Here is a 22,211-nt window from a genome sequence, read left to right on the forward strand (position 1 = left end):
GTCGCCGAAGAGGGCCGAGAGCAGCACGCGCTGGGCGTGGCCGGTGTCCTGGTACTCGTCGAGCAGGACCAGCGCGAAGCGGGCCCGTTCGGCGGCGGCGACCTCGGGATGGTCGGCCGCGAGGCGGGCGGCCAGCGACATCTGGGAGCCGAAGTCGAGGGCGCCGCGGCGGTCGAGCGCCGCGTGCAGGGCGTGCACCAGCGGCAGCAGGGCGACGCGCTCCCGCTGCGCGGCGACCACGTCGAGCAGCTTCTGGCTCGGCCCGCCGCGCTGGCGGGGGCCCGGCGGCAGCGTGTAGACGAGCTTCTCCAGCTCGATGTGGGCCTCGGCGAGCTGCTCGGGCAGGACGAGATGCTCGGCCAGCTGGCCCGAGAGCGCCAGCACCGCCTCGGTCACCGACACCGGCGTCTTGTCCGTGTCGAGGTCGCCGTCCCAGGAGCGCACCACCTCGTAGGCGATCTGCCACAGCTGGGTCTGGGTCAGCAGCGCCGCCGACGGTTCCACCGGCAGCAGCAGGCCGTGCGCGGTCAGCAGGCGGCCCGCGTAGGAGTGGTAGGTGCTGATCTCCGGTTCGCTGCCGGTGATGCGGGCGCGCAGGCCGCCGGTGGGGTCCAGCTCGCGCAGCAGCGGGGCCCCCGCCAGGCGGGCGAGGCGGGTGCGGATGCGCTGGGTCAGCTGCTGGGCCGCCTTGCGGGTGAAGGTCAGCCCCAGCACCTGATCCGGGGTGACCAGCTGGTTGGCGACCATCCACACCACGCGCGCGGCCATGGTCTCGGTCTTGCCCGCGCCCGCGCCCGCGACCACCAGGGTCGGCCCGGCGGGGGCGGAGATCACCGCCGCCTGTTCCTCGGTCGGCGAGGGCAGGCCGAGCGCCTCGGCCAGCCGCTGCGGGGTGACCTGTCCGGCGCTCACTCGTCGGTCACCTGCCTGCCCCGGTCCTGGACCGGGCAGCTCCCCTGGACGGGGCAGTGCCTGCATCCCTCGTTGCGCACCGCGAGATAGTCCGGGCCCCGAGTGGATTCGGCGGCGTCGTGGATGGTGCCGCGCCACTCGGCCAGCGCCGCGCCGTCCAGCGGCGGCTGCTCGCGCACCGCGGCGCCGTCCTCCTTGCTGGGCTTGGCGACGTAGACCAGGCGCGCCCCGCCCGGTTCGGCCGGGCCGCCCCGGCGCGGCGCGGCGCCGTCGGCCGGGTCCGGCGCCCTGGTGTCCTCGCCGGGGTCCTCCTCGGCGCCGGGATCCGCGTGCCCGTCGAGGGCGCCCGCGGCCGCGGCGACCTGGTAGGTGGCCAGCTGGGCGTGGTCCCTGGCGGCGTCCTTGGAGATGGGGGTCTTGCCGGTCTTGATGTCGACGATGACGAAGCGGCCGAAGGCGTCCCGTTCGAGCCGGTCGATGCGGCCGCGGATGCGCACGGCGTGCTCGGAGCGGCTGCGCGGGGGCAGCACGCAGTCGACGGGCACCTCCACCCCCGCCTGGGTGAGTTCGCCGCGGGTGTTGCGGATCCAGGCCAGGAAGGTCTCGAGCATCGCCTCGGTGCGCCGCAGCTCCTGCCGCGAGTGCCAGCCGTCGGCCGGGTCGACGGCGTGCCAGGCGGCGTCGAGGGCCGCCCTGACCTCCCGCTCGGGCACGTCGCCCGCCAGCGCCTGGACCAGGGTGTGGACCAGGTTCCCCTTGAGGGCGTGCGGGTTGTCGCCGTCGGTGCCGCCGTGCCGTTCCAGGGCCCAGCGCAGCGGGCAGGTCCGCAGCAGTTCCACGGTCGACGGGGACAGGTCGACCGCCACCTGGTCGTCCTCCCAGAGCGCGCGCTCGGAACTGAGTTCGGCGGTGCCGTACCAGTCCTCGGGGTCGGTGCCGGGGACCCCGGCGTCGGCGAGCCGGGCCAGCTGCCGCGCCGCGCGGGCCCTGCGGTCGGCGTCGGCGCCGGGGTCGCAGACCACGCCGCGCAATTCGGCGACCAGCGCGTGCATGACCAGGGCGCGGCCGGGGTCGGCGATCGGCAGGACGCCGGGCTCGCCGGTGTCGTCGTCGCCGAGCAGTTCGGTCAGGAACCGCGAGGGGACCAGATCCTGTTCACCCGCGGCGGATTCGACGGCGGTGACCAGCAGCGAGCGGCGGGCCCGGCTGCACGCGACCAGTAGCAGCCTGCGTTCCTCGGCGAGCACGGGCGCGGCGCGGCTCACCTGGGCGCCCGGTTCGGCGACCCCGGCGAGCAGGTCGATCAGTTCCTCGGTGTGCAGCAGGGTTCCGCGGGCGCGCGGGTTCGGCCAGATGCCCTCCTGGACGGCGGCGACCGCGACGACGTCCCACTCCCGGCCCGCGGCCGCGTGCGCGCTGAGCAGCGACACCGCCTCGGTGTCGACCGCCGCGGGCCTGCCCTGCTGCGGGATCTGCTGGTGCAGCAGGTATTCCACGAAACCCTCGACGCCGGCGCGGGGCAGCCGGTCGACGTAGGCGGCGGCGACGTCGAACAGCTCGACGGCGGCGTCGAGGTCGCGGTCGGCCTGCATTCCGGTCGCGCCGCCCTTGCGGGACTGGCGGAACCAGCGCCGTTCCAGCCGCGAACTGGTCCACAGGGTCCACAGCACGTCCTCGACGCCCTCGCCGCGGGCGTGCGCCGTGCTCGCCTTCTCCACCGAGCGCAGCACGCGCCGCAGCGGGGCGGCCTCGACCTCGGTGAGCCCGTCGAGCAGACGGGGTTCCCCGATGCCGACCATGAGGTCGCGCAGCACCTCGGCCGACGACTGGTCGCGCAGGGCGGTCACCGGAAGGCGCTGGGCCGCAGCGGGTTCGGGCTCCGGCCCGGCGGGACGCGGTTCCGCGTCGAGGTCGGCGAGCGGGTCGGGGAGGTCGTCGGCGGGGTCGAAGACCGGGTCGGGTTCGGGACGCAGCCAGTCCAGGTCCGCGGTCCAGCCGGGGTCGCCGGACCCGGGCTCCGGCGGCGGGTCGTCGTCCTCCGGCGGCGGCTCCCAGGCGGGGGCGGGCTGTTCGGCCCACAGCAGGAACTGGTCGGCGTCGTCGGGGTGGGGATCGTCGTCGGGGCGGTGCGCGGACCTGCGCTCGAGATCGAGGACGCTGCGCCGGATACCGCGGCGCAGCCGGCGCAGGGCGATCTGATCCGCGCCGCCGAGGGGGCCCGCGAGCAGATCCATCGCGTCCTCCGGGGAGAACATCGCGTCGATCGCCCGGCGGGATTGCGGGCGGCCGGCGTCACCCGCCAGCACCGCCCGCAGCGCCAGCACCATCCACGAGGCGCCGCGCCGCCGGGCCAGCGGCTCGCTCACGGCGGGCCGCCGCACCGGCACCCCCGCCGCGAGCAGCGCGCGACGCAGCGGTGCCAGCGACAGCGGCACCGACCGCACGATCACCGCCATCTCCGACCACGGCACCCCGTCGGTCAGGTGCGCCCGCCGCAGATGGTCGGCGATGAGCGCGGCCTCCTTCGCCGGGGTCGCCAGCACGCGCACCCGGACCGCCGCGAGGTCGGAGCCGGGATCCGGGGCGTCGTCCGGCGGCGGAAGGGGGTCGCCGCCGGTGTCCGGGACGCGGTTCCCCGGCGCCCGGCCGGAATCGGGCGCCGCGATCGCGGCTGTGCCGCCCGCGCCGGACTCGACCCCGCCCTGTTCGGTGAACAAGCCGACCGAGTACTGCGGCGTCGCGGGGTCCGCAGGGGACGCGGGGGACTCGGGGGACGCGGGGGACGCTGCGAGGTCGTCGGACGGCGCCGGGGGACGCGGCCCGCGGTGCGGGTCGACGCGGTGGGCGGCGGAGCCCGGGATCCGGGCGGCGATGCGCGCGGTGGTCAGCCGGATCGCGGCGGTGCCGCGGTGGTCGGTGTCCAGGACGATCCGGCGCCCCGGCGCGGGGTCGAGGCCGGTCAGGAAGTGGGGGTCGGCGCCGCGGAAGGTGAAGATCGCCTGGTCGGGGTCGCCCGCGATCACGGTGCGGGCGCTGCCGCTGCCGATCGCGCGCACCAGCGTGGCCGCCTGCGGGTCCAGGTGCTGGGCGTCGTCGACGAGCAGCAGGCGCAGGCGGTCGCGTTCGGCGGCCAGCAGGTCGCGGTCGGCGGCCAGGGCGTCCAGCGCGGCACCGACGAGCTCGGCCGCGTCCAGGGCGGGCGCGGTCGCCTCCGGCGCGGCCACACCCACCGACCAGCGCAGCAGCAGCGCCTCCTCGTAGCGGCGGAAGAAGCCGCCCGCCGCCACCCACTCGTCCCGGTCGTGCGCGCGGCCCAGCTCGATCAGGTCCTCCGGGCCGAGCCCGCGCTCGGTCGCCCGCAACATCAGGTCGCGCAGCTGCTCGGCGAAGCCGCCCAGCGCCAGCGCCGGATGCAGCCGCTCGGGCCACAGCCCCCGCGCGCCCGCCTCGATGTCGGCCAGCTCGCCGCGCAGCATCTCCCGCAGGACGCCGTCCTGCTCGGCGCCCGTGAGCAGCCGGGGCGGCGGGTTGCCGTGGATCGCGGCGTGCTTGCGCAGGATCGAGAACGCGTAGGAGTGCAGCGTCCGCACCAGCGGCTCGCGCGTCGCGCCCGGCACCCCGGCCCCGCCGCCGAGTCCCTCCGTGACCGCCGCGCGCACGGACCCCGCCGCCTGCTTCCCCGGCGTCAGCACCAGGACCGATTCCGGATCGCCGCCCCCGGCGATCCACGCCACCGCCAGGTCGACCAGCAACGACGTCTTGCCCGTGCCCGGACCGCCGAGCACCTGCCACGGCGACCATCCGGGGCGGCCGGGCGCCGACTCCGCCCGCTCGGCGAACAGCGCGCGAACACCGGCACCCCAGGTCCGCGCCCGGGGCGCCTGGCGTGTCCGGCGCACCAGTCGCACCGAGCTATCCGATCGCACCACATCGGCAATTTCAACAGATGGCGGTGACAGAGAGCGCGGGCACGCTCGGCGCGGGTCACGGCGTGGAGGGCGTGATCGCGGGCACCTCGGGGCGCGCACCGGCGTTCGGCCGGTCAGAATGAGGCCCATGTCTGCGCTTCATCTGCATCGGTTCGGTCCCGACGACGGGGTCACGGTGCTCGCGCTGCACGGGCTGACCGGCCACGGGAAGCGCTGGGAACACCTGGCCGGGCTGCTGCCGGAGGCGCGGGTGCTGGCGCCGGATCTGCGGGGGCACGGCCGTTCCACGGCGCTGCCGCCGTGGGATTTCGAGACGATCGTGGCGGACCTGGTCGCCCTGCTCGACGCCGAGGGGGCGGGGGCGGTGGCGGTCGTCGGGCATTCGTTCGGCGGCGCGGCCGGGGTGCATCTGGCGGCGCGCCACCCGGAACGGGTGCGCGCGCTGGTGCTGCTCGATCCGGCGATCGCGGTCGACCCGGAACGGATGGGCACGATCGCCCAGGCCAACCTGGACTCCCCCGACTACACCGACGTCGCCGAGGCGCGGTCGGACAAGCGCGCCAGCGCGTGGGGCCGGGACGAGGTCGCGGACGAACTGCTCGAGGCCGAGCTCGCCGAGCACTTGGTGCCGACCGCAGGCGGGCGCGTCGGCTGGCGGATCGCGCAGCCTGCCATCACCTCCTACTGGGGGCAGCTGGCGCGGCCGTTCGTGCTGCCGCCCGCGTCCGTGCCGACGGTGCTCGTGCGGGCGGGCCGGGTGCGGCCGCCGTTCGTCACCCCGGAGTTCCGCGCCGCGCTCGCCGAGCGGCTCGGCCCGAATCTGCGTGACCTGGTGTGGGATTGCGACCACATGGTCGCCCAGGCGCGGCCTGCCGAGACCGCCGGGCTGGTGCGCTCCGTACTGTAGAGCCGTGGCCACCACCGACGCCCAGATCGAACGGGTCCGCGCGCTCGTCGCGGCCATCCCGGCGGGGCGGGTCGCCACCTACGGCGACATCGCCTGCGCGGCGGGTCTGTCCACGCCGCGCACAGTCGGCTGGATCATGCGCACGGACTCCGCGGACCTGCCCTGGCACCGCGTCCTCGGCGCGAGCGGGCGGCCGTCCCCGCACCTGGCCGCGCGGCAGCTGCGGCTGCTCGCCGAGGAGGGCGTGCCCGTCACCGACGGCCGGGTGGATCTGCGGGCCGCGCGGCACCACTTCGCGATCGAGCCCTGACGCGGCGCGGGCGACCGCCGGACCCGCCCGCGCGCCACGGTCCGGACTAGCATCGGGTCCATGACTCCGGCCCCCGTCGTCCCGTGACCGCCGCCGACGCCATCGTGCTGGCGGGCGGCCGCGCCAGCCGGATGGGCGGGGTCGACAAGCCGGGCATCGTCATCGGCGGCCGCTCGATGCTCGACGCCGCGCTGCGCGCGGTCGACGGCTGCGCGACCACGGTGGTCGTCGGGCCGTACCGCCCGGAACTGGACCCGAAGATCCGGCAGACCCGCGAGGTTCCGCCGGGCTCGGGGCCGGTGGCCGCGGTCGGGGCCGGGCTGCGCGAACTCGGGGACGGCGCGGCGCCGTGGGTGGTGGTGCTGGCCTCGGACATGCCCTTCCTCACCGCCGACACGGTGCGCGCCCTGCTCGCCGCCGCCGGGCAGTCGGGCGCGGAGGCGGTCTTCGCCATCGACGACTCCGGGCGTCCGCAGTACCTCGTCGGCGTGTGGCGGCGCACGGCGCTGAGCGCGCGGCTGGCAAGCCTCGGCACCTGGGAGAACCAGCCGATGAAGGCGCTGGTTCCGGCCGAGACCCGGCTGGTCGCCGTGGCCGGCACCGCCGACTGCGACACCGAGGACCAGGTCGCCCGGGCCCGGGCCGCCGTGGGCACGGAGCCCCCGCCGACCATCGAGACCGCGAGACAGCTGCTCGCCGAACAGCTCTCGCCCCTGGTCGCCTACGGCGCCGACCTGCGGGAGGTGCGCGGCGCCGCCCTCGCCGAGCCGCTCGCCGCGGCCGGGCCGCTGCCGCGGTTCGACGTCTCCGCGATGGACGGCTACGCCGTGTGCGGCGACGGGCCGTGGCGGCTGCGCCGTGACATCGGGTTCGCCGGCGGCGCGCGACCGGCCGGCCTGCTGCCGGGCGAGGCCGTCCGGATCGCCACCGGCGCGCACGTCCCCGACGACACGACCGCCGTGCTGCGCGACGAATTCGCCTCCCGGGACGGCGATCTGCTGTCCCGCCTGCCCGAGGCGCCCGTGCGCGAGGACATCCGCCGCCGGGGCGAGGACCGCCGGATCGGCGACCCGGTCGCCCCGGCGGGCACCCCGGTGACCGCGGCGCTGATCTCCGCGGCGGCCTCGGTCGAGGTCACCGCGGGCGTGGTGCGCGGACCCGTGCGCGCCCGGCTGGTCATGACCGGCGACGAGATCCGGGCCGAGGGTCCGCTGCAGGCGGGCCAGACGCGCGACTCGATCGGCCCGGTCATGCCGGACCTGCTGTCCCGCTGCGGGATCCGCGTCGTCGACCACGTCCACCTGCGCGACACGACGCGCGGTTTCGACGACATGCTCGCCGCCACCGGCGGCGTCGACCTGATCCTGGTGGTCGGCGCGACCGGCGGCGGCGCGGCGGATCAGCTCCGCACGGCGGTGGCCCGCACCGGCGCGCGCGTGCCCGTGCCCCGGCTGCGCCTCCGCCCCGGCGGTTCCACCCTGGTCGCCGAACTCCCCGACACCACGACCGTGGTCGGCCTGCCCGGTAACCCGTTCGCCGCCGTCGCCGTGCTGCTCGCGCTGACCCCCGCCGTGGTGGCGGGCCGCATCGGCGCCCCGCTCCCCCGGCCCCTGCGCGGGCCCCTGCACAACGCGGCCGAATGCGCCACGACCGTCACCCGGCTCTGCCCCGCGCGCCACGCGCCCGAGGGCGGCTGGCTGGCCGACCCTACCGTGCGCACCGCTCACCTGGCCGGCCTGGTCGGCCGCGACGGCATCGTCCTCGTCCCGCCCGGCGCCGCCGACGGCGCCACGGTCGAGTTCCTGCCGCTCACCGTCTGAGGACACCGACACGCCGCACCCGGGCCGTTCCGGCGGCCATTTCGCGCGCATCGCCGCAGGTCGGGGCGGGTCGGGCTATCGTGGATCCGTCAGGCGTAGCCCGCCCTGCACAACGTTCGAACATGACGGACCACGTCGGACGCAGTTTTCATCAGGCGATTGTTTGATCCCTCGGAAAGGACCGTGTGGAGATGGCTGATCGACAGAAGAAGACGCCGAAGAAGCCCAAGCAGATGTCGCGGCAGCAGCAACAGCAGCAGAAGCGGCAGGAGCAGGGTGACGCAGTGCAGGGTGAGATGCGAGCGGGCGAGGAGCGGCGCGAGGACCGCCGCCCGGGCCGCATCTGAGTTCCGGTAGCGCACGCGACCGCCGGAGTCCCTCGGGACTCCGGCGGTTCGCTGTTTCCGGGCCGGTCAGGCGCCGAGCCGGACGAGGTCGCCCGCGCCGGGCTCGCCGCCGCGGCGCGCGAGCGCCGGGTCGGGCACGGGGACGGCGGCCAGCAGGGCGCGCGTGTAGTCCTGTCGCGGGGTCGCGAAGACCTCGGTGACCGGCCCGGTCTCCACGACCCGCCCCTGTCGCAGCACCACGACCCGGTCGGCGACCTGGTGTACGACGGCCAGGTCGTGGCTGATGAACAGGCAGGCGAATCCGTACTCCTCGCGCAGGTCGGCGAACAGGTCGAGGACCTGCGCCTGGACCGAGACGTCGAGCGCGCTGGTCGGCTCGTCGGCCACGAGCAGCCGCGGCGCCAGGGCCAGCGCGCGGGCGAGGGCGACCCGCTGGCGCTGTCCGCCGGAGAGTTCGCCGGGGCGCCGGGCGGCGAACTCGGCGGGCAGCCGGACGGATTCGAGCAGTTCGGCGACGCGGGCGCGGGCCAGCGCGCCATCGGCGACGCGGTGCACGCGCAGCGGCTCGGCGATGGCGTCGGCGACGGTGCGCCGCGGGTCGAGCGAGGCGCTGACGTCCTGGTGGACCAGCGCGACGTTCTTGCGCAGCGCCCGCAGCTCGCGCAGCGACAGGCCGCGCAGCCGTTCGCCCCGCAGTTCGACGACGCCCGAGGTCGCCGGGACCAGCCCGAGCGCGGCGCGCCCGAGCGTGCTCTTGCCGGAGCCGGACTCGCCGACCAGCCCGAGGACCTCCCGGGGCGCGAGCGTCAGCGACACCTCGCGCAGCGCCGGGAACGGTGGGTTGCCGCCGCGCGCGGGATAGACGACGGAGAGGTCCTCGATCCGCAGCACGGGCGCGGGCGGCGCCGGCTCCTCGGCGGCCTCCCCGACGACCCGGATCGGGGCGGGCTCGCCCCCGCCGGGCAGCCGTGGCACCGCGCCGAGCAGGTCCCGGGTGTAACCGGCCGCGGGCTCGGCGAACAGGTCGAAGACCGGCCGGTCCTCGACCACCTCGCCCGCCCGCATGACCACCACCCGGTCGGCGATCTCGGCGACCACCCCGAGATTGTGGGTGATGAACAGCACCGCGGTGCCGTGGCTGCGCTGCAGCGACCGCAGCAGCGCCAGGATCTCGGCCTGCACGGTGACGTCGAGCGCGGTCGTCGGCTCGTCGGCGATGAGCAGATCCGGTTCGCCCGAGAGCGCCAGTGCGATGGCGACCCGCTGCTTCTGGCCGCCGGAGAGCTGGTGGGGGTACCAGTCGACGCGCTGCTCGGGCTCGGGGATGTCCACGGCGGCGAGCAGCTCGACCGCGCGGGCGCGGGCGGCGGCCCGGCCGATCGGGCGGTGCGCGCGCAGCGCCTGGGTGATCTGGGTGCCGATGCGCTGCACGGGGTTCAGCGCGACCTGCGGCTCCTGGAACACCATGGCCGCCCGCACGCCGCGCAGGCCGCGCAGGTCGGTCTCGGTCGCGCCGATCACCTCGGTGCCGGTCAGCCGGACCGAACCGGTGGCGTGCGCGGCGGGCGGCAGCAGACCCAGCGCCGCGCGGGCGGTCAGCGACTTGCCCGACCCCGACTCGCCGACCAGCGCGACCACCTCGCCGCGGTCGACCCGCAGGTCGACCCCGTCGACCACGACGCGCTCGCCGAAGGCGACCCGGAGGCCGGTGACCTCGAGGACGGTGCTCTCCTCGCTCATGCGAGCCTCCTTGCCCGGCCGAGTGCCTGGGCGATCAGCAGGAATCCGAGGGTCAGCGCGGACACCACGACCAGCGGGCCCACCGCCATCCACGGGTTGGCGTCGAGATTGGCGATGGACTCGCCGATGAGCGACCCGAGGGACGGATCGGGCGGCCGCACCCCGATGCCGATGAAACTCATCGCGCCCTCGAGGAAGACCGCCACCGACAGCGACAGCGCCAGCTGCACGACCAGCGGTTCGACGGCGTTGGGCAGCACATGCTTGCGCAGCGTCCACCAGGTGCTCGCGCCGATGACCTCCGAGGCCTCGACGAAGGGCTGTTCGCGCACCGCGAGCACCGCGGTGCGGACCTGGCGGCCGAAGATCGGCACCTCGGAGGCGACGATCACGATGACCACCGCGTGCCAGCCGGGCCCGGTGACCGCGGCGAGCGCGATCGCGAAGATCAGCGCGGGGAAGGCCAGGATCAGGTCGAACACCCGCTGGGTGAGGACGTCGGCGACCGGGTTCACCGTGGCGAGCAGCCCGGCCAGCGAGCCGACGAGCGCGCCGAGCGGGACGGCGAGGAACGCGATCAGCAGATCGATCCGGATGCCGTGCAGGACGCGGGAGTACACGTCGCGGTTGAGCTGGTCGGTGCCCAGCAGGTGGTCGCCGCTCGGGCCGACCAGGTTGGCGCCGGGGATCTGGGCGAGCGGGTCGTGGTCGGCCAGCACACCGGCGAGGACACCGAGCAGCACCACGACGCCGACCAGGATCACCCCGGCCAGGCCCTGCCCGCGGGTCAGCGCCCGCAGCAGGGGGTGCCGCCGCCGCGACGAATCCGTGCTCGGCACCGGAGTTCTCGTCAGCGCCTCGGTCATGACCTGCCCCCGATCCGGACGCGCGGGTCGAGCCAGGCGTGCGCGATGTCGGTGATCAGCTGGATGATCACGAACACCGCGACCGACAGCAGGAGCAGGATCTGCACGACCGGGTAGTCCCGGCGACTGATCCCCTGCTCGATCAGCTGGCCGATCCCGGGCCAGGCGAAGGCCGCTTCGACCAGCACGGCGCCGCCGAGCAGGTTGCCGGTCTGGATGCCGAGGGCGGTCAGCATGGTCGGCAGGGCGTTGCGCAGCGCGCCGCGGGTCACGATCTGCCACCGGGAGACGCCGAGCGAACGGGCGGTGAGTACATAGGGTTTCGCCAGCTCGGTCTCCAGTGCCTCGGTGAGGAACCGGGTCAGCGCCGCGCCGACGGGCAGCGCCAGGCAGATCGCGGGCAGCAGCAGGTACTGCACCGCGATGTCGGGGCGGGCGATGAAGCCGTCCGGAGGGATGCCACCGGCGGGCAGCACCGGCAGCGCGATGGCGAACACCAGCACCAGCAGCGGCCCGGTGACGAAGGTGGGCAGCGCCACCGACACCGTATTGGCGGCCGCGATCACCGATTTCAGCCATCGGCTCGGCCACAGCACCGACGACACGCTCAGCACGAGGCTGGTCACCACGGCCAGCAGCAGCGCGGTCGCGGTGAGCACGATCGTGTTGGTCAGGCCGCGCGCGACCAGGTCCCCGATCTGCCCGCCGATCAGGTAGGAGCGGCCGAGGTCGAGGGTGAGCACGTCGCCGATCCAGCTCAGGTACTGGGCCACGATCGACCGGTCGAGGCCGAGCTGATGCCGGATCGCCGCGATCGACTGCGGGGTGGCGTCGTTGCCCGCCAGGATCGTGGCCGGGTCGCCGGGGACGAGGCGCAGCAGCAGGAAGATCAGCACCGACGCCCCGAACAGGACGAGCAGGGCCGAGGGGAGCCGGCGCAGCAGGTAGCGCGTCACGAGAGGAACGCGTCCGTGAGCAGCGTTTCGCGGCGCTTGGTCCAGGCGAACCGGTGCAGCTTGTTCGCCACCGACACCTGGCCGTAGTGCACGCCGATCTCGATGAGGAACAGGGCCTCGAGCAGCTGGTCGCTGACGGCGTTGTAGGCCTTGACCGCCTCGGGCCCGGTGGCGGCCGGCTGCTGCCAGGCGGCGTCGGCGGCGGCGACGTAGGCCGGGGACTCGTAGCGGGAGGCGTTGCGGCGGGCGTTGAACGGGTAGGCCGAGACGTTCAGCGTCGAGGGGACGAACTGGGCCCAGGAGTGGTCGGTGACCCACAGCCCGGCGAACTGGGCGCCGGTCAGGCGCTTGACGAAGGTGGCCTCGTCGATCGGGTCGAGGGTGACCTCGATGCCGATCTCGGCGAGGTTGGCCTGCACGATCTGGGCGGTCTGCTCGTAGAACGGGTAACCGGTGGAGAAGGTCAGCGGCAGCTTCGGCGGCCTGGTGGTCTGGGCCAGCACGGCCTTGGCCTTGTCCAGGTTGCGGGCGTAGCGGGTGTTGCGTTCGGCGTCGTAGGCCGGGGACTCCTTGGGCCACGGCACGTTCAGCGGGTAGCCGGCGCCGCGGTAGACCTCGGCGATGATGCGGTCGCGGTCGATGGCGTAGGCGATGGCCTGACGCACCTTCACGTCGGCGAGCGCGGGCTCGGTGACGTTGACCCCGACATAGGTCTGCAGCTCGGCGCCCTTCTGGTCGAGGGTCTTGAAACCGCCGCTCTTGGCCAGGGTCTCGTTGTCGCGGTAGCTCAGGCCGCCCGCGGCGTGCACCTGCCCGGACTTGAGCGCGTTGAGCGCGGCCTGGGGGTCGGCGATGATCGAGACCTCGGCCCGGTCCAGGTAGGGGCGCTCGGGCACCCAGTAGGACGGGTTCTTCTGGAACACGATCTGCTGGTTGGGGATCCGCTGGACGAAGGTGAACGGACCGGTGCCGATGTAGGCCTCGCCGGTCGGCAGCTTGTCGGCGGTCTCACTGTCCAGGATCGGCACCGTGTCGAGCAGATCGAAGATGTTGCTCAGCGGGGTGGCGAAGCGCAGGGTGATGCGGGTCGGCGATATGATGTCGTAGCCGGTGATCGCGGCGGCGGTGCTCTTGAGCTGCGCCGACCACTTGGGATCGGCGTAGGTGCGGATGGCGAACTCCACATCCTTGGCGGTGAACGGGCGCCCGGAGTGGAACTTCACGTCGTCGCGCAGGTCGAGGGTGATGGAGCGACCGTCGGCGGCGAGCTGCCACGACTTCGCCAGTAACGGCTGCGGATCGAGCTTGTCGTTGGGGTAGCGGACCAGCGACTCGTAGACGAGGCCGATGATCGTCGGCGAGGCGCCGGTGTTGGTCAGCAGGTTGCCCGGCACCAGGTCGCCCGGGATCGAGGTCTTCAGCACGCCGCCGCGCACGGGCGCCGCGTCGTCACCACTGCCCTTCTGTTCGCCCACCGCCGAGGTGCAGGCCGCCAGCGCGCCCGCCCCGAAGATCGCGGCGGCCGCGATACCGCCGGCACGCAGGAAGTTACGGCGGTCGAAGCCACCGGGGACAGAGTTCATGGGATCGATCCTCGAGAAGACGCACCCGGCTCCGCGACACGCGGGCCGGCAGGACATGACGACGGCGGCCCACCCGCCCGCGAGGGGCGGTCAGCCGCGCGACACGCGACACGAACAGCGGCGGGGTGCGAACCGGTTCGTGTGCATGGTCAGTGACGCTAACAAGGTGCCGGGGGCCGGTCACCGATTCCGCGCAGGATGCACATAACCCTGGCTACCTGCTGTTTCGGTCCGTTTACTGCGAGAATGCCTGTTCCACCCCATGCTCGTGGTTACGACGATTTCCGCGGTACCGCCGGCCGGACCGCCGCCGACTCCACCCCCGCCTGGACCGCCGCGCCGACCGCGCCCGCGGGGGCGCCGAACATCGTCGTCGTCCTGGTCGACGACATGGGTTACAGCGACACGGGCCCCTACGGCTCCGAGGTCGAGACACCCACGCTGGATCGTCTGGCCGCCACCGGCGTCCGGCTGTCGAACTACCACACGACGCCGCTGTGCTCGCCCTCGCGCGCCTCGCTGCTGACCGGGATCAACGCGCACCGCGCCGGTTTCGGGTTCGTCGCCAACGCCGACCCCGGCTACCCGGGCCTGCGGCTGGAACTGGCCGACAACGTGCTGACGCTGCCGGAGATCCTGCGCGCCAACGGCTACGCCACCTACGCGGTCGGCAAGTGGCACCTGGTGCGCGACGCCACCATGAACCCGGCGGCCCACCGCGACTCCTGGCCGACCCAGCGCGGCTTCGACCGCTACTACGGGTCGCTGGAGGGGCTGAACTCCTTCTACTACCCCAACCAGCTCGTGTCGGACAGTTCGGTGGTCGACGTCGAGGAGTATCCCGAGGGCTATTACCTCACCGACGATCTCACCGACAAGGCGCTGACCTACATCAAGGACCTGCGCGCCCACGACGCGACCAAGCCGTTCTTCCTCTACTTCGCGCACGTGGCCATGCACGGCCCGCTCCAGGCCAAGCCCGAGGACCTGGCCAAGTACCGGGGCCGCTACGCCGAGGGCTGGGACGAGGTGCGGCGCAAGCGGTTCGCGCGGCAGCTGGCGCAGGGTCTGTTCCCGCCCGGCACCGAGCAGAAGCCCCGCAACACCGAACCCGGCTACGAGGCCGCGGAATGGGATTCGCTGTCGGCCGACGAGCAGCGCCGCTACGCCCGCTACATGGAGGTGTACGCGGGCATGGTCGACAGCATCGATCAGAGCCTCGGCCGGATCACCGCCCTGCTCGAGGACCTGGGCGAGCTGGACAACACCATCATCGTGTTCACCTCCGACAACGGCGGCACCGCCGAGGGCGGCCCCGAGGGCACCCGCAGCTACTTCGCCGAGTTCGCCCACATCGACGACCCCGACTGGATCGGCGACGTGCCGCACGACGAGGAGCTCATCGGCACCGCGAAGCTCGGGGTGCACTACCCGCGCGGCTGGGGACAGGCGTCGAACACGCCGTTCCGCTTCTACAAGGGCCAGACCTTCGCGGGCGGGGTGCGGGTGCCGCTGATCGTGTCCTGGCCCGCGGGATTGCCGCGCGCCGAGGGCGACGACGGGATCCGGCACGAGTACACCTACGTCACCGACCTGGCGCCGACCCTGCTCGACCTGGCCGGGCTCGCGCGGCCCACCCGGCGGCACGGGCGCCCGGCCGAGGAGTTCGACGGGGTGTCCGCGGCCGCGGTGCTGCGCGACGCCGCCGCGACCACCGACCACCGCGAACAGTATTCGGAGATGACCGGGCATCGCGGGTTCTACCGCGACGGCTGGAAGCTGCTGTCCCTCTACGATCCCGCCGCCGACATCGACGCCCCGAACTGGCAGCTGTTCGACGTGCGCAACGACCCCACCGAACTGCACGACCTGGCCGCGCAGTTCCCGGAGAAGGCCGCCGAACTCGCGGCCGCCTGGGACGAATCCGCCTGGGCCAACACGGTGTTCCCGCTGCTCACCCGCGCCGACCTGTTCCGCCGCAGGCCCGAGGAGGCGCGCTTCGCCGACCCGGTCCGGCTGTTGCCCGGCACACCGACGCTGGAGCGCTACCGCTCCCAGCGGCTCATCGCCTACCGCGACTTCACCGTCACCGCGGAACTGAGCGGCTACGTCACCGGCGACGCCGGTGTCCTGGTGGCCCACGGCGATCCGCTGGGCGGCTACATCCTCTACATCGAGGACGGCCGGGTCACCCTCGGCGTCAACGGTTACGGCCGCTGGGACTCCGTCACCACCGCGGCGGTCCCCGCCGGCACGACCTCGATCACCGTGCGCGGCGAGATCCGGCCGCGCCTGCGCACCGATTTCACCGTCGAGGTCGACGGGGTCGACCCGGTCACGCTGCCCGACCAGATCCAGCTCGTCGGCATGTCCCCGTGGACCGGCATCTCGGTCGGCGTCGACGCGCGCGGCCCGGTCTCCTGGGACCTGCGCGAACGCCGCGGGACCTTCCGCTACACCGGCGGCCTGCGCGCGGTGACCTACCGCCCCGGCCCCATCCGGGTCCCCCGGGCCACCATCGACGCCGTCGAACGGGAGGCCGAGTACGTCGCGGAGTGAGCGGCTGCGCACGCCGGCGGCACCGCGACCGGTCCGTGCCCCGCGGGGGCGGGCGCCTCGGCTCGAGGTGCGCCGAACCCTGCACCGGGGGCGGGGGCGCCGAGTACCCTGCGGCGACGGCACGGTCCGGCGGTCGCGGCGCGGGGCCGATCCGATACCGTTGACCAGCGACAACAGCGGTTTATGGGCGGAAGGCGAGACACCTGATGGACGACAGTTCCCTGATCTGGGACGACGGCGTCCTCGTCACGATCGATCAGCGCCGGCTGCCGCACGAGGTGCGGGAGCTGCGGCTGGGCACGGTCGACGAGGTCATCGAGGCCATCACCACCCTCGCGGTGCGCGGGGCGCCCGCCATCGGGATCGCCGGCGCCTTCGCGGTGGTCATCGCGACCCGCGCGCACACCGTCGACGGCGTTGTCGACACAGCGGCGGTCCAGGCGGAAGCGGACCGGATCGCCGCCGCCCGGCCCACCGCGGTCAATCTGGCCTGGGCGGTGCGCCGGGTCCGGACGCGGATCGCCGACGGCGCGGACGCCGTGCTCGCCGAGACGCTCGACCTGCTGGCCGAGGACGCCCGGGTCAACCGGGCCGCGGCCACCCACGCCGCCGACCTGGTGCAGCGCCTGTGCGGCGACGGGCCGCTGCGGCTGCTCACCCACTGCAACACCGGGCGCCTGGCCACCAGCGCTTTCGGCACCGCCATCGGCGCCCTGCGGGTGCTGCACGAGCGCGGCGCGGTCGCCGACGTGATCGTCGACGAGACCCGGCCCCTGCTCCAGGGCGCCCGGCTGACCGCGTGGGAGCTGGCCGAGGCGGGGATCCCGCACCGGCTCACCATCGACTCCGCCGCCGCGTGGGCCATGGCGACCGGCCAGGTCGACGCGGTGCTGGTCGGCGCGGACCGGATCACCGCCAACGGCGACGTCGCCAACAAGATCGGCACCTTCCCCCTTGCGCTGGCCGCGCGCCACCACGGCATCCCGTTCGTCGTGGTCGCCCCGGAATCCACCCGCGATCCCGCCACGGCGACCGGCGGGCAGATCGTCGTCGAGCAGCGCGCGGCCGCCGAGGTCACCGGGTTCGCCGGGGTGGCGTCCGCGCCCGCCGGGACCGCGGTGTTCAACCCGGCCTTCGACGTCACCCCGGCCGACCTGATCACCGCCGTGGTCACCGAGAACGGTGTCGTGTACGGGGATTCCGACGCCTACGCCGCCCCCGGCCGCGCGATCGCCGCGGTCGCCCGCGGCCTCTACGCCCGCGGCTGGATGCCGGGCACGGCGGGCAACATCTCGGTGCGGATCGGCGAAGACGCCCTGGTCACCGGCAGCGGCCTGTCCAAGGGCGAGCTGACCGAGCACGACATGGCGCGCGTCGCGATCGCCGACTCGACCGCGCGGCCCGGCCGGGCCCGCACCCCGTCCGCCGAGACCGCGATCCACACCGCGGTCTACCGGACGCGGCCGGCGGGCGCGGTCGTGCACGTGCACTCGCCCTTCGCCACCGCCCTCGCCACCGCGCACGCCCCCGGCATCGACGCGGTGACCACCCTGCGCGTCACCGACCTGGAACTGCTCAAGGGGTTCGGCCTGCCCGACCCGAGCGCCGCCGACATCCCCGTGTTCCCCAACTGGCCCGACGTCGCCCGCATCGGCGCCGACATCGAGACCTACCTGCGCGAGCACCCCGCCGCGCCGCCGATTCTGTTCATCACCGGGCACGGCATCACCGCCTGGGGCGATGATCTGTCCCAGGCGCGCGATCGCGCCGAATGCCTCGAGGCGCTGTGTGAACTGTTCACCCGCGTCGCATCCCCGCCGCTCGAGATCGGATAACCCCAATGACCCTGCTCCAAGTCATGGCCGCCGACAACGCCGCCGACGTGCGCGTGCGCACCACCGACCCCGCCGAGATCGCCGCCGAACTCGCCCGCCACGGCGTGGAATTCGCGCGCTGGGAGGTCCTCGACGACGCCGCGGGCACCGACTCCGACACCCTGCTCGCCCACTACGCCCCGCAGGTCGCCGAGCTGAACGCCTCGGGCCGCTACAAGCACATCGACATCGCCCGCATCCACCCCGACGACGCGAACCCGGAATGGCCCGCCGTCGCCGCGGGCGCGCGGGGCAAGTTCCTCGACGAGCACCGCCACGCCGAGGACGAGGTCCGCTTCTTCGCCGCGGGAACGGGCTGCTTCTACCTGCACATCGGCGACGCGGTCCTGGCGACGGTGTGCGAGGGCGGCGACCTGCTCTCGGTGCCCGCGGGCACCCTGCACTGGTTCGACATGGGCACCCGTCCCGACTTCATCGCGATCCGCTTCTTCGAGGAGGAGGACGGCTGGGTCGGCGACTTCACCGGCGACGCGATCAGCGCGGGCTTCCCGTCCCTCGACGAACTGCTCGCCGCCCCGTGACCCGCGCCGTCGTCGTCGACATCGAGGGCACGACCAGCCCCACCGACGCCGTCCGCACCGACCTCTACGGCTACACCGCCGCGCGGCTGCCCGCCTGGCTCGCCGAGAACGCGGGCGGCGCGGCCGATCCCGTGCTCTCCGCCACCCGCGTGCTGGCGGGCGAGCCGACGGCGGACCCCGACCGGGTCGCGGAGATCCTGCGCGGCTGGCTGACGTCGGACGTGAAGGCCGAGCCGCTCAAGGCCGCCCAGGGCGCCATCTGCGCGCAGGGATTCCGGGAGGGTGCGCTGAAGGGCCGCTTCTTCCCCGACGCGGTGGCCGCGCTGCGCGCCTGGCGGGCGGCGGGCCTCGACCTCTACGTCTACTCCTCGGGTTCGGAACGCAATCAACGCGATTGGTTCACCTACGCCGACGCGGGCGATCTGTCGGGGCTGATCGCCGGCTACTTCGACCTGGTCGGCGCCGGCCCCAAGCGGGAGGCGTCCTCCTACGCGACGATCGCCGCGCGCATCGGGGTGCCGCCGGAGGAGATCCTGTTCCTCTCCGATCACCCCGACGAGCTCGACGCGGCGGTGGCGGCGGGGTGGGCAGTGCTGGGCGTGCACCGCGACGGCGAACCGAACGAACCGCGGCCACCGCACACCTGGGTCGGCTCGTTCGACGAGGTGCGGGTCTGACCGGTCCGCGCCGCGGACGGTGCAGGGCCCGCCCGCTCCGGGAGGGACGGAGCGGGCGGGCCAGGGTGGGCAGGTCGATCAGCCGAGGGCGCGGATGGGGGCCGGGCGGCTGGGGGCGGCGAAGATCCGGCGGGCGTGGACCGCGACCGGGCTGGACGACCACGGCGCCAGCGAGGTGGTGAACATCAGTTCGCACCAGGACAGGGCGGGTTCCTCCCCGGCGGACAGCGTGGCGATGAGCGAGAGTTCGGTGTCGTGGCCGAGCCAGGCGGCGATCAGCCAGGCCGCGTCGAGGCGGCCGAGGAACTCCTCGGCGTCCTCGGGTAGCCCGTGCGGGGTGTCCACGGCCAGGTGGACGACCGCGGCGACGGCGTGCCGCATCCTGGCGTCCATGCCGACCGAATCGTGCAGCAGCAGGCTCTCGAGCGCGGCCCGCAGTTCGCGGCCCGGATCGGTGTCGTCGGTGGTGGCGTAGGGATCGGTGAACATGGCGGACCCTTCCTTCGTCGGTGCGGTGCGGCCGCCGGCGATCGAGCGCAGGGCGGGGAGTTCGGGCAGTTCGTCGTCCTCGATCAGGCCGGGCAGGGACCCGGGGTTCCAGTCGAGCCTGCCGAAGGCCTGGCACCAGTCCAGTGCCGGATTGTCCTGGGTCACCTGCAGGTCGAGCGCGATACCGGACATGGACGCCGTGCAGGCCAGGGTGACCACGTCCAGCGCGGGTTCGCTGACCGACAGGTGCAGGGTGGCCCGCGCGGCGCCCACGTCCCGCATGGCACGGGCGGCGAGCCAGATCGCCCGGCCCGCCGCGCCCATGGCGGCGGCGTGCCTGCTGCCGCGCGGGTGGTCGACGTCGTTGTCGAGGTAGGGCCCGTACCACAGCGCCCGCCCCTCCGCCCCGCAGATGGCGAACGTCGAGGACACATCGTCCCCCGCCGCGGCCAAACTGACGTGCGCCTGCCGATTCCGTTCGTCCACCCTCATCACTCCCCGCTGTGCGTGTCCGGCGCTGCTCGTGTATTCCATGAAACAGGACGTGAACACCGATGTCCATATTTTCGCGACAATGCGAAGGCCCCCTGAGGTACATACACTCCCCAGTGAATTCACCTCGCCGATGGCGCCCTGTCCGGTATCACAACGAATTTCGGCATTTGCCCGGAACACCGCGCTCGTCTTTGTATTGTTCGGGCATGCCCCTCGCGCACTCCGGGTCGGTGCCCGTGCATTTCCGCACCACCGGCACCATCGGCCCCGGCCCCACCATTGTCCTCGGACACGGTTTCCTGCTCGACGAGACCATGTTCGACGGCCTCCGGGAAATACTGGAGGCACACGGCGTCACCGTGGTCACCTGGGACGCGCGCGGGCACGGCCGGACCGGCTACGGCGACGGCGCGCCCTTCGACTACTGGGACCTCGCCCGCGACGCGCTGGCCGTCCTGGACGCGATCGGCCTGGAGAGGGCCGTTTTCGGCGGCGTGAGCCAGGGCGGCTACAGCGCCCTGCGCGCGGCGCTGCTCGCGCCGGACCGGGTGAGCGGGCTCGCCCTGCTCGACACCGAGGCAGGCGCCTGCACCGCCGCCGATGTCGCCTGGTATTCGGATTTCTTCGACAATTGGTGGGGCGCGGCGGATCCGGCGCCGTCGGCCGCGGCGCTCGCGCCGCAATTGATCGGTGGCGATCCGTCGTATTGGCCGCGCTGGCAGGAGAAATGGCGAACCGGCGACCGGGCCGGATTACGCCCGGCCGCCGCCGCCCTCGTCGGCCGCGACGACGTGATCGACCGATTGCCGGAAATCCGCGTCCCGGCGCTCGTCGCCCGCGGGGAATTCGACGGTTCGAGCACGGCCGAGAAATGCGCGGTACTCGCCGCGGGATTGGGCGGTCCCGTCGAATCGGTCACCGTGGCGGGTGCCGGGCACGGGTGCGCGCTCACCGATCCCGCGCCGGTCGCCGGCGCGCTGCTGCGCCTGATCGCGGCGAGCGCGGGTCATTCCTGATCGGGCCCGCGCGTACCGAGATAGAACTGGATGCGGCCCGGCGAGGTGACCGAATCGACCCGGAACAACTGCACCACGATGGTGAAGTCCGCCCCGGTGTCGAGGTCACGGAGCAACATGGCCGCATCGCTGCGCCCGTACACGGTGTCCCCCGCGCTCCACAGCCGCCGGAAATCGGGGTACTCGGCCATCTCGTCGAGGAGCTCGCCCGCCCAGTCGGCACCGCCGTCCTGGCCGAGGAGCCCGCGTAGCCAGTGCACGGTGAGGGCCGACTCCTTCTCCCACTCGCGCATCACCTTGCGCGAGAGCGGATTACCGAAGAACCAGCGCAGAATGTTGACGTCCTCCAGCAGCCCCGGAAAGGCGCGTGCGTAGGAGTCGTTGGCGGCCAGCACATTCCATCGGGTGTCGACGTAGGCGGCCAGGTTCGGTTCCTGCAGCGCCAGCCCGTGGCGCATCTCGTCGGTGATCCGCTCCCGCAGTTCGGCGACGGTCGGATACCCCGGCTCGGACAGTCCGGCCAGGTCGAACAGGTGCCTGCGCTCGATCTCGGTGACCGGCTCGATGCGGTCGAGGTAGCGCAGCAGGGCCTCGACCACGACCAGGGTCGGGCGGTCGCGGTCACCGCCCTCGAGATGGGTGATGTAGCTCGAGCTCACGCCCGCGGCGAAGGCCAGCTTCTCGCGCGAGATCCGGCGTTCGTCACGCAGACGGCGTAAGAGCCCGCCCAGGGTCGGTGGTTTCGGCGGGCCCGCCGGATCGGCCGTGGACGGTCTGGGTGGCATCTCGCCCCTCCCCCTTGCGTCGTCGAAACGCCGACCAGCGGTGGAATCGCATGTCGACCGGTGCACGCGCCCATCCTCAGCCACACTTGAAGCTCGCACCAAACGCCGCCGTCAACCGATATCGTTTCTTTATATTGAGCGCACGGCAATTGGGCAGTTACCACCGCGAAGCATTACCCGCCGCCGCCGGATACGTTGACCCGCAGCTTGTTCCGCGAAACGAAATTACTTCCAGTCGAGATCGAGTATGCTCTACCGCCGACCGCGGTGACCCCCGTCACAATTCGCCGGGCGGCCGCCCGGCCCGGCGCCGGCCCGGCGCCGTTGATCAGCGCCGGACTCCCGCACGGGTCCGGCCCGCCCACCCGCGCGAACGCCGCGGCCCGACGCACCCGCGCATCCTC

Annotated in this window: 17 protein-coding genes; 9 read left to right on the plus strand and 8 right to left on the minus strand. The window is 73.7% G+C overall.

Annotation, left to right across the window (positions count from 1 at the left end; translation table 11 throughout):
* On the minus strand, window positions 1–912 hold a 912-nt coding region (locus ON36_RS20665), incomplete at its 3' end, for a UvrD-helicase domain-containing protein (protein ID WP_043656152.1).
* Window positions 909–4,811, minus strand: a complete 3,903-nt coding sequence (locus ON36_RS20670) for an ATP-dependent DNA helicase (protein ID WP_281004887.1) — start codon at window positions 4,809–4,811, stop codon at window positions 909–911. The genes ON36_RS20670 and ON36_RS20665, both read right to left, overlap by 4 nt.
* A 148-nt stretch (window positions 4,812–4,959) precedes the next feature.
* Here ON36_RS20670 and ON36_RS20675 point away from each other — a divergent pair, with 148 nt between their 5' ends.
* The 4 genes from ON36_RS20675 (at window position 4,960) to ON36_RS34945 (ending at window position 8,225) form a co-directional block, all read left to right on the plus strand.
* Complete coding sequence (locus ON36_RS20675) at window positions 4,960–5,748, plus strand: alpha/beta fold hydrolase (protein ID WP_174377595.1); 789 nt, start codon at window positions 4,960–4,962, stop codon at window positions 5,746–5,748.
* A gap of 4 nt (window positions 5,749–5,752) precedes the next feature.
* The gene (locus ON36_RS20680) at window positions 5,753–6,058 is read left to right on the plus strand and encodes an MGMT family protein (RefSeq protein ID WP_043656157.1); all 306 of its coding nucleotides are present in this window, start codon (window positions 5,753–5,755) and stop codon (window positions 6,056–6,058) included.
* 83 nt (window positions 6,059–6,141) lie between these two features.
* Window positions 6,142–7,878 (plus strand): NTP transferase domain-containing protein, encoded by a 1,737-nt coding sequence (locus ON36_RS20685; protein ID WP_043656160.1) that lies wholly within the window; start codon window positions 6,142–6,144, stop codon window positions 7,876–7,878.
* Window positions 7,879–8,069: 191 nt separating this feature from the next.
* A complete protein-coding gene (locus ON36_RS34945) occupies window positions 8,070–8,225 on the plus strand; it encodes a hypothetical protein (protein ID WP_157224961.1) in 156 nt (51 codons plus the stop codon).
* A gap of 66 nt (window positions 8,226–8,291) precedes the next feature.
* Here ON36_RS34945 and ON36_RS20690 read toward each other — a convergent pair whose 3' ends face one another.
* From ON36_RS20690 to ON36_RS20705, 4 genes are read right to left on the minus strand one after another with little or no spacing between them, the layout of a single operon-like run.
* On the minus strand, window positions 8,292–9,965 hold the full coding sequence (locus tag ON36_RS20690) for a dipeptide ABC transporter ATP-binding protein (protein WP_052314188.1): 1,674 nt from the start codon (window positions 9,963–9,965) through the stop codon (window positions 8,292–8,294).
* On the minus strand, window positions 9,962–10,831 hold the full coding sequence (locus tag ON36_RS20695; RefSeq protein WP_052314189.1) for an ABC transporter permease: 870 nt from the start codon (window positions 10,829–10,831) through the stop codon (window positions 9,962–9,964). The genes ON36_RS20690 and ON36_RS20695 overlap by 4 nt, the downstream gene beginning before the upstream one ends.
* Complete coding sequence (locus ON36_RS20700; protein WP_043656163.1) at window positions 10,828–11,787, minus strand: ABC transporter permease; 960 nt, start codon at window positions 11,785–11,787, stop codon at window positions 10,828–10,830. The genes ON36_RS20695 and ON36_RS20700 overlap by 4 nt, the downstream gene beginning before the upstream one ends.
* Complete coding sequence (locus tag ON36_RS20705; RefSeq protein WP_043656165.1) at window positions 11,784–13,370, minus strand: ABC transporter substrate-binding protein; 1,587 nt, start codon at window positions 13,368–13,370, stop codon at window positions 11,784–11,786. The genes ON36_RS20700 and ON36_RS20705 overlap by 4 nt, the downstream gene beginning before the upstream one ends.
* Window positions 13,371–13,616: 246 nt before the next feature.
* On the opposite strand from ON36_RS20705, the gene ON36_RS20710 reads away from it, so the two are divergent.
* The 4 genes from ON36_RS20710 to mtnC all read left to right on the plus strand — a co-directional run bounded on the left by ON36_RS20710 (window position 13,617) and on the right by mtnC (window position 19,022).
* Complete coding sequence (locus ON36_RS20710) at window positions 13,617–15,929, plus strand: arylsulfatase (protein ID WP_043656168.1); 2,313 nt, start codon at window positions 13,617–13,619, stop codon at window positions 15,927–15,929.
* 206 nt (window positions 15,930–16,135) lie between these two features.
* A complete protein-coding gene (locus tag ON36_RS20715) occupies window positions 16,136–17,764 on the plus strand; it encodes a bifunctional S-methyl-5-thioribose-1-phosphate isomerase/methylthioribulose 1-phosphate dehydratase (protein WP_043656171.1) in 1,629 nt (542 codons plus the stop codon).
* A gap of 5 nt (window positions 17,765–17,769) precedes the next feature.
* Window positions 17,770–18,345: a 1,2-dihydroxy-3-keto-5-methylthiopentene dioxygenase gene (locus ON36_RS20720; protein WP_043656174.1), complete on the plus strand. Its 576-nt coding sequence runs from the start codon at window positions 17,770–17,772 to the stop codon at window positions 18,343–18,345.
* A complete protein-coding gene (gene mtnC / locus ON36_RS20725) occupies window positions 18,342–19,022 on the plus strand; it encodes an acireductone synthase (protein ID WP_043656176.1) in 681 nt (226 codons plus the stop codon). Before ON36_RS20720 ends, mtnC begins: the two co-directional genes overlap by 4 nt.
* Window positions 19,023–19,100: 78 nt before the next feature.
* On the opposite strand, the gene ON36_RS20730 is transcribed toward mtnC, so the two are convergent.
* Complete coding sequence (locus ON36_RS20730) at window positions 19,101–20,003, minus strand: hypothetical protein (RefSeq protein WP_052314190.1); 903 nt, start codon at window positions 20,001–20,003, stop codon at window positions 19,101–19,103.
* A gap of 209 nt (window positions 20,004–20,212) precedes the next feature.
* On the opposite strand from ON36_RS20730, the gene ON36_RS20735 reads away from it, so the two are divergent.
* Window positions 20,213–21,022, plus strand: a complete 810-nt coding sequence (locus ON36_RS20735; RefSeq protein ID WP_052314191.1) for an alpha/beta fold hydrolase — start codon at window positions 20,213–20,215, stop codon at window positions 21,020–21,022.
* Here ON36_RS20735 and ON36_RS20740 read toward each other — a convergent pair.
* A complete protein-coding gene (locus ON36_RS20740) occupies window positions 21,013–21,807 on the minus strand; it encodes an MmyB family transcriptional regulator (RefSeq protein WP_052314192.1) in 795 nt (264 codons plus the stop codon). The genes ON36_RS20735 and ON36_RS20740 overlap by 10 nt on opposite strands.
* Window positions 21,808–22,211 lie beyond the last annotated feature (404 nt).

Source organism: Nocardia thailandica NBRC 100428, assembly GCF_000308795.1.
GTDB lineage: Bacteria > Actinomycetota > Actinomycetes > Mycobacteriales > Mycobacteriaceae > Nocardia > Nocardia thailandica.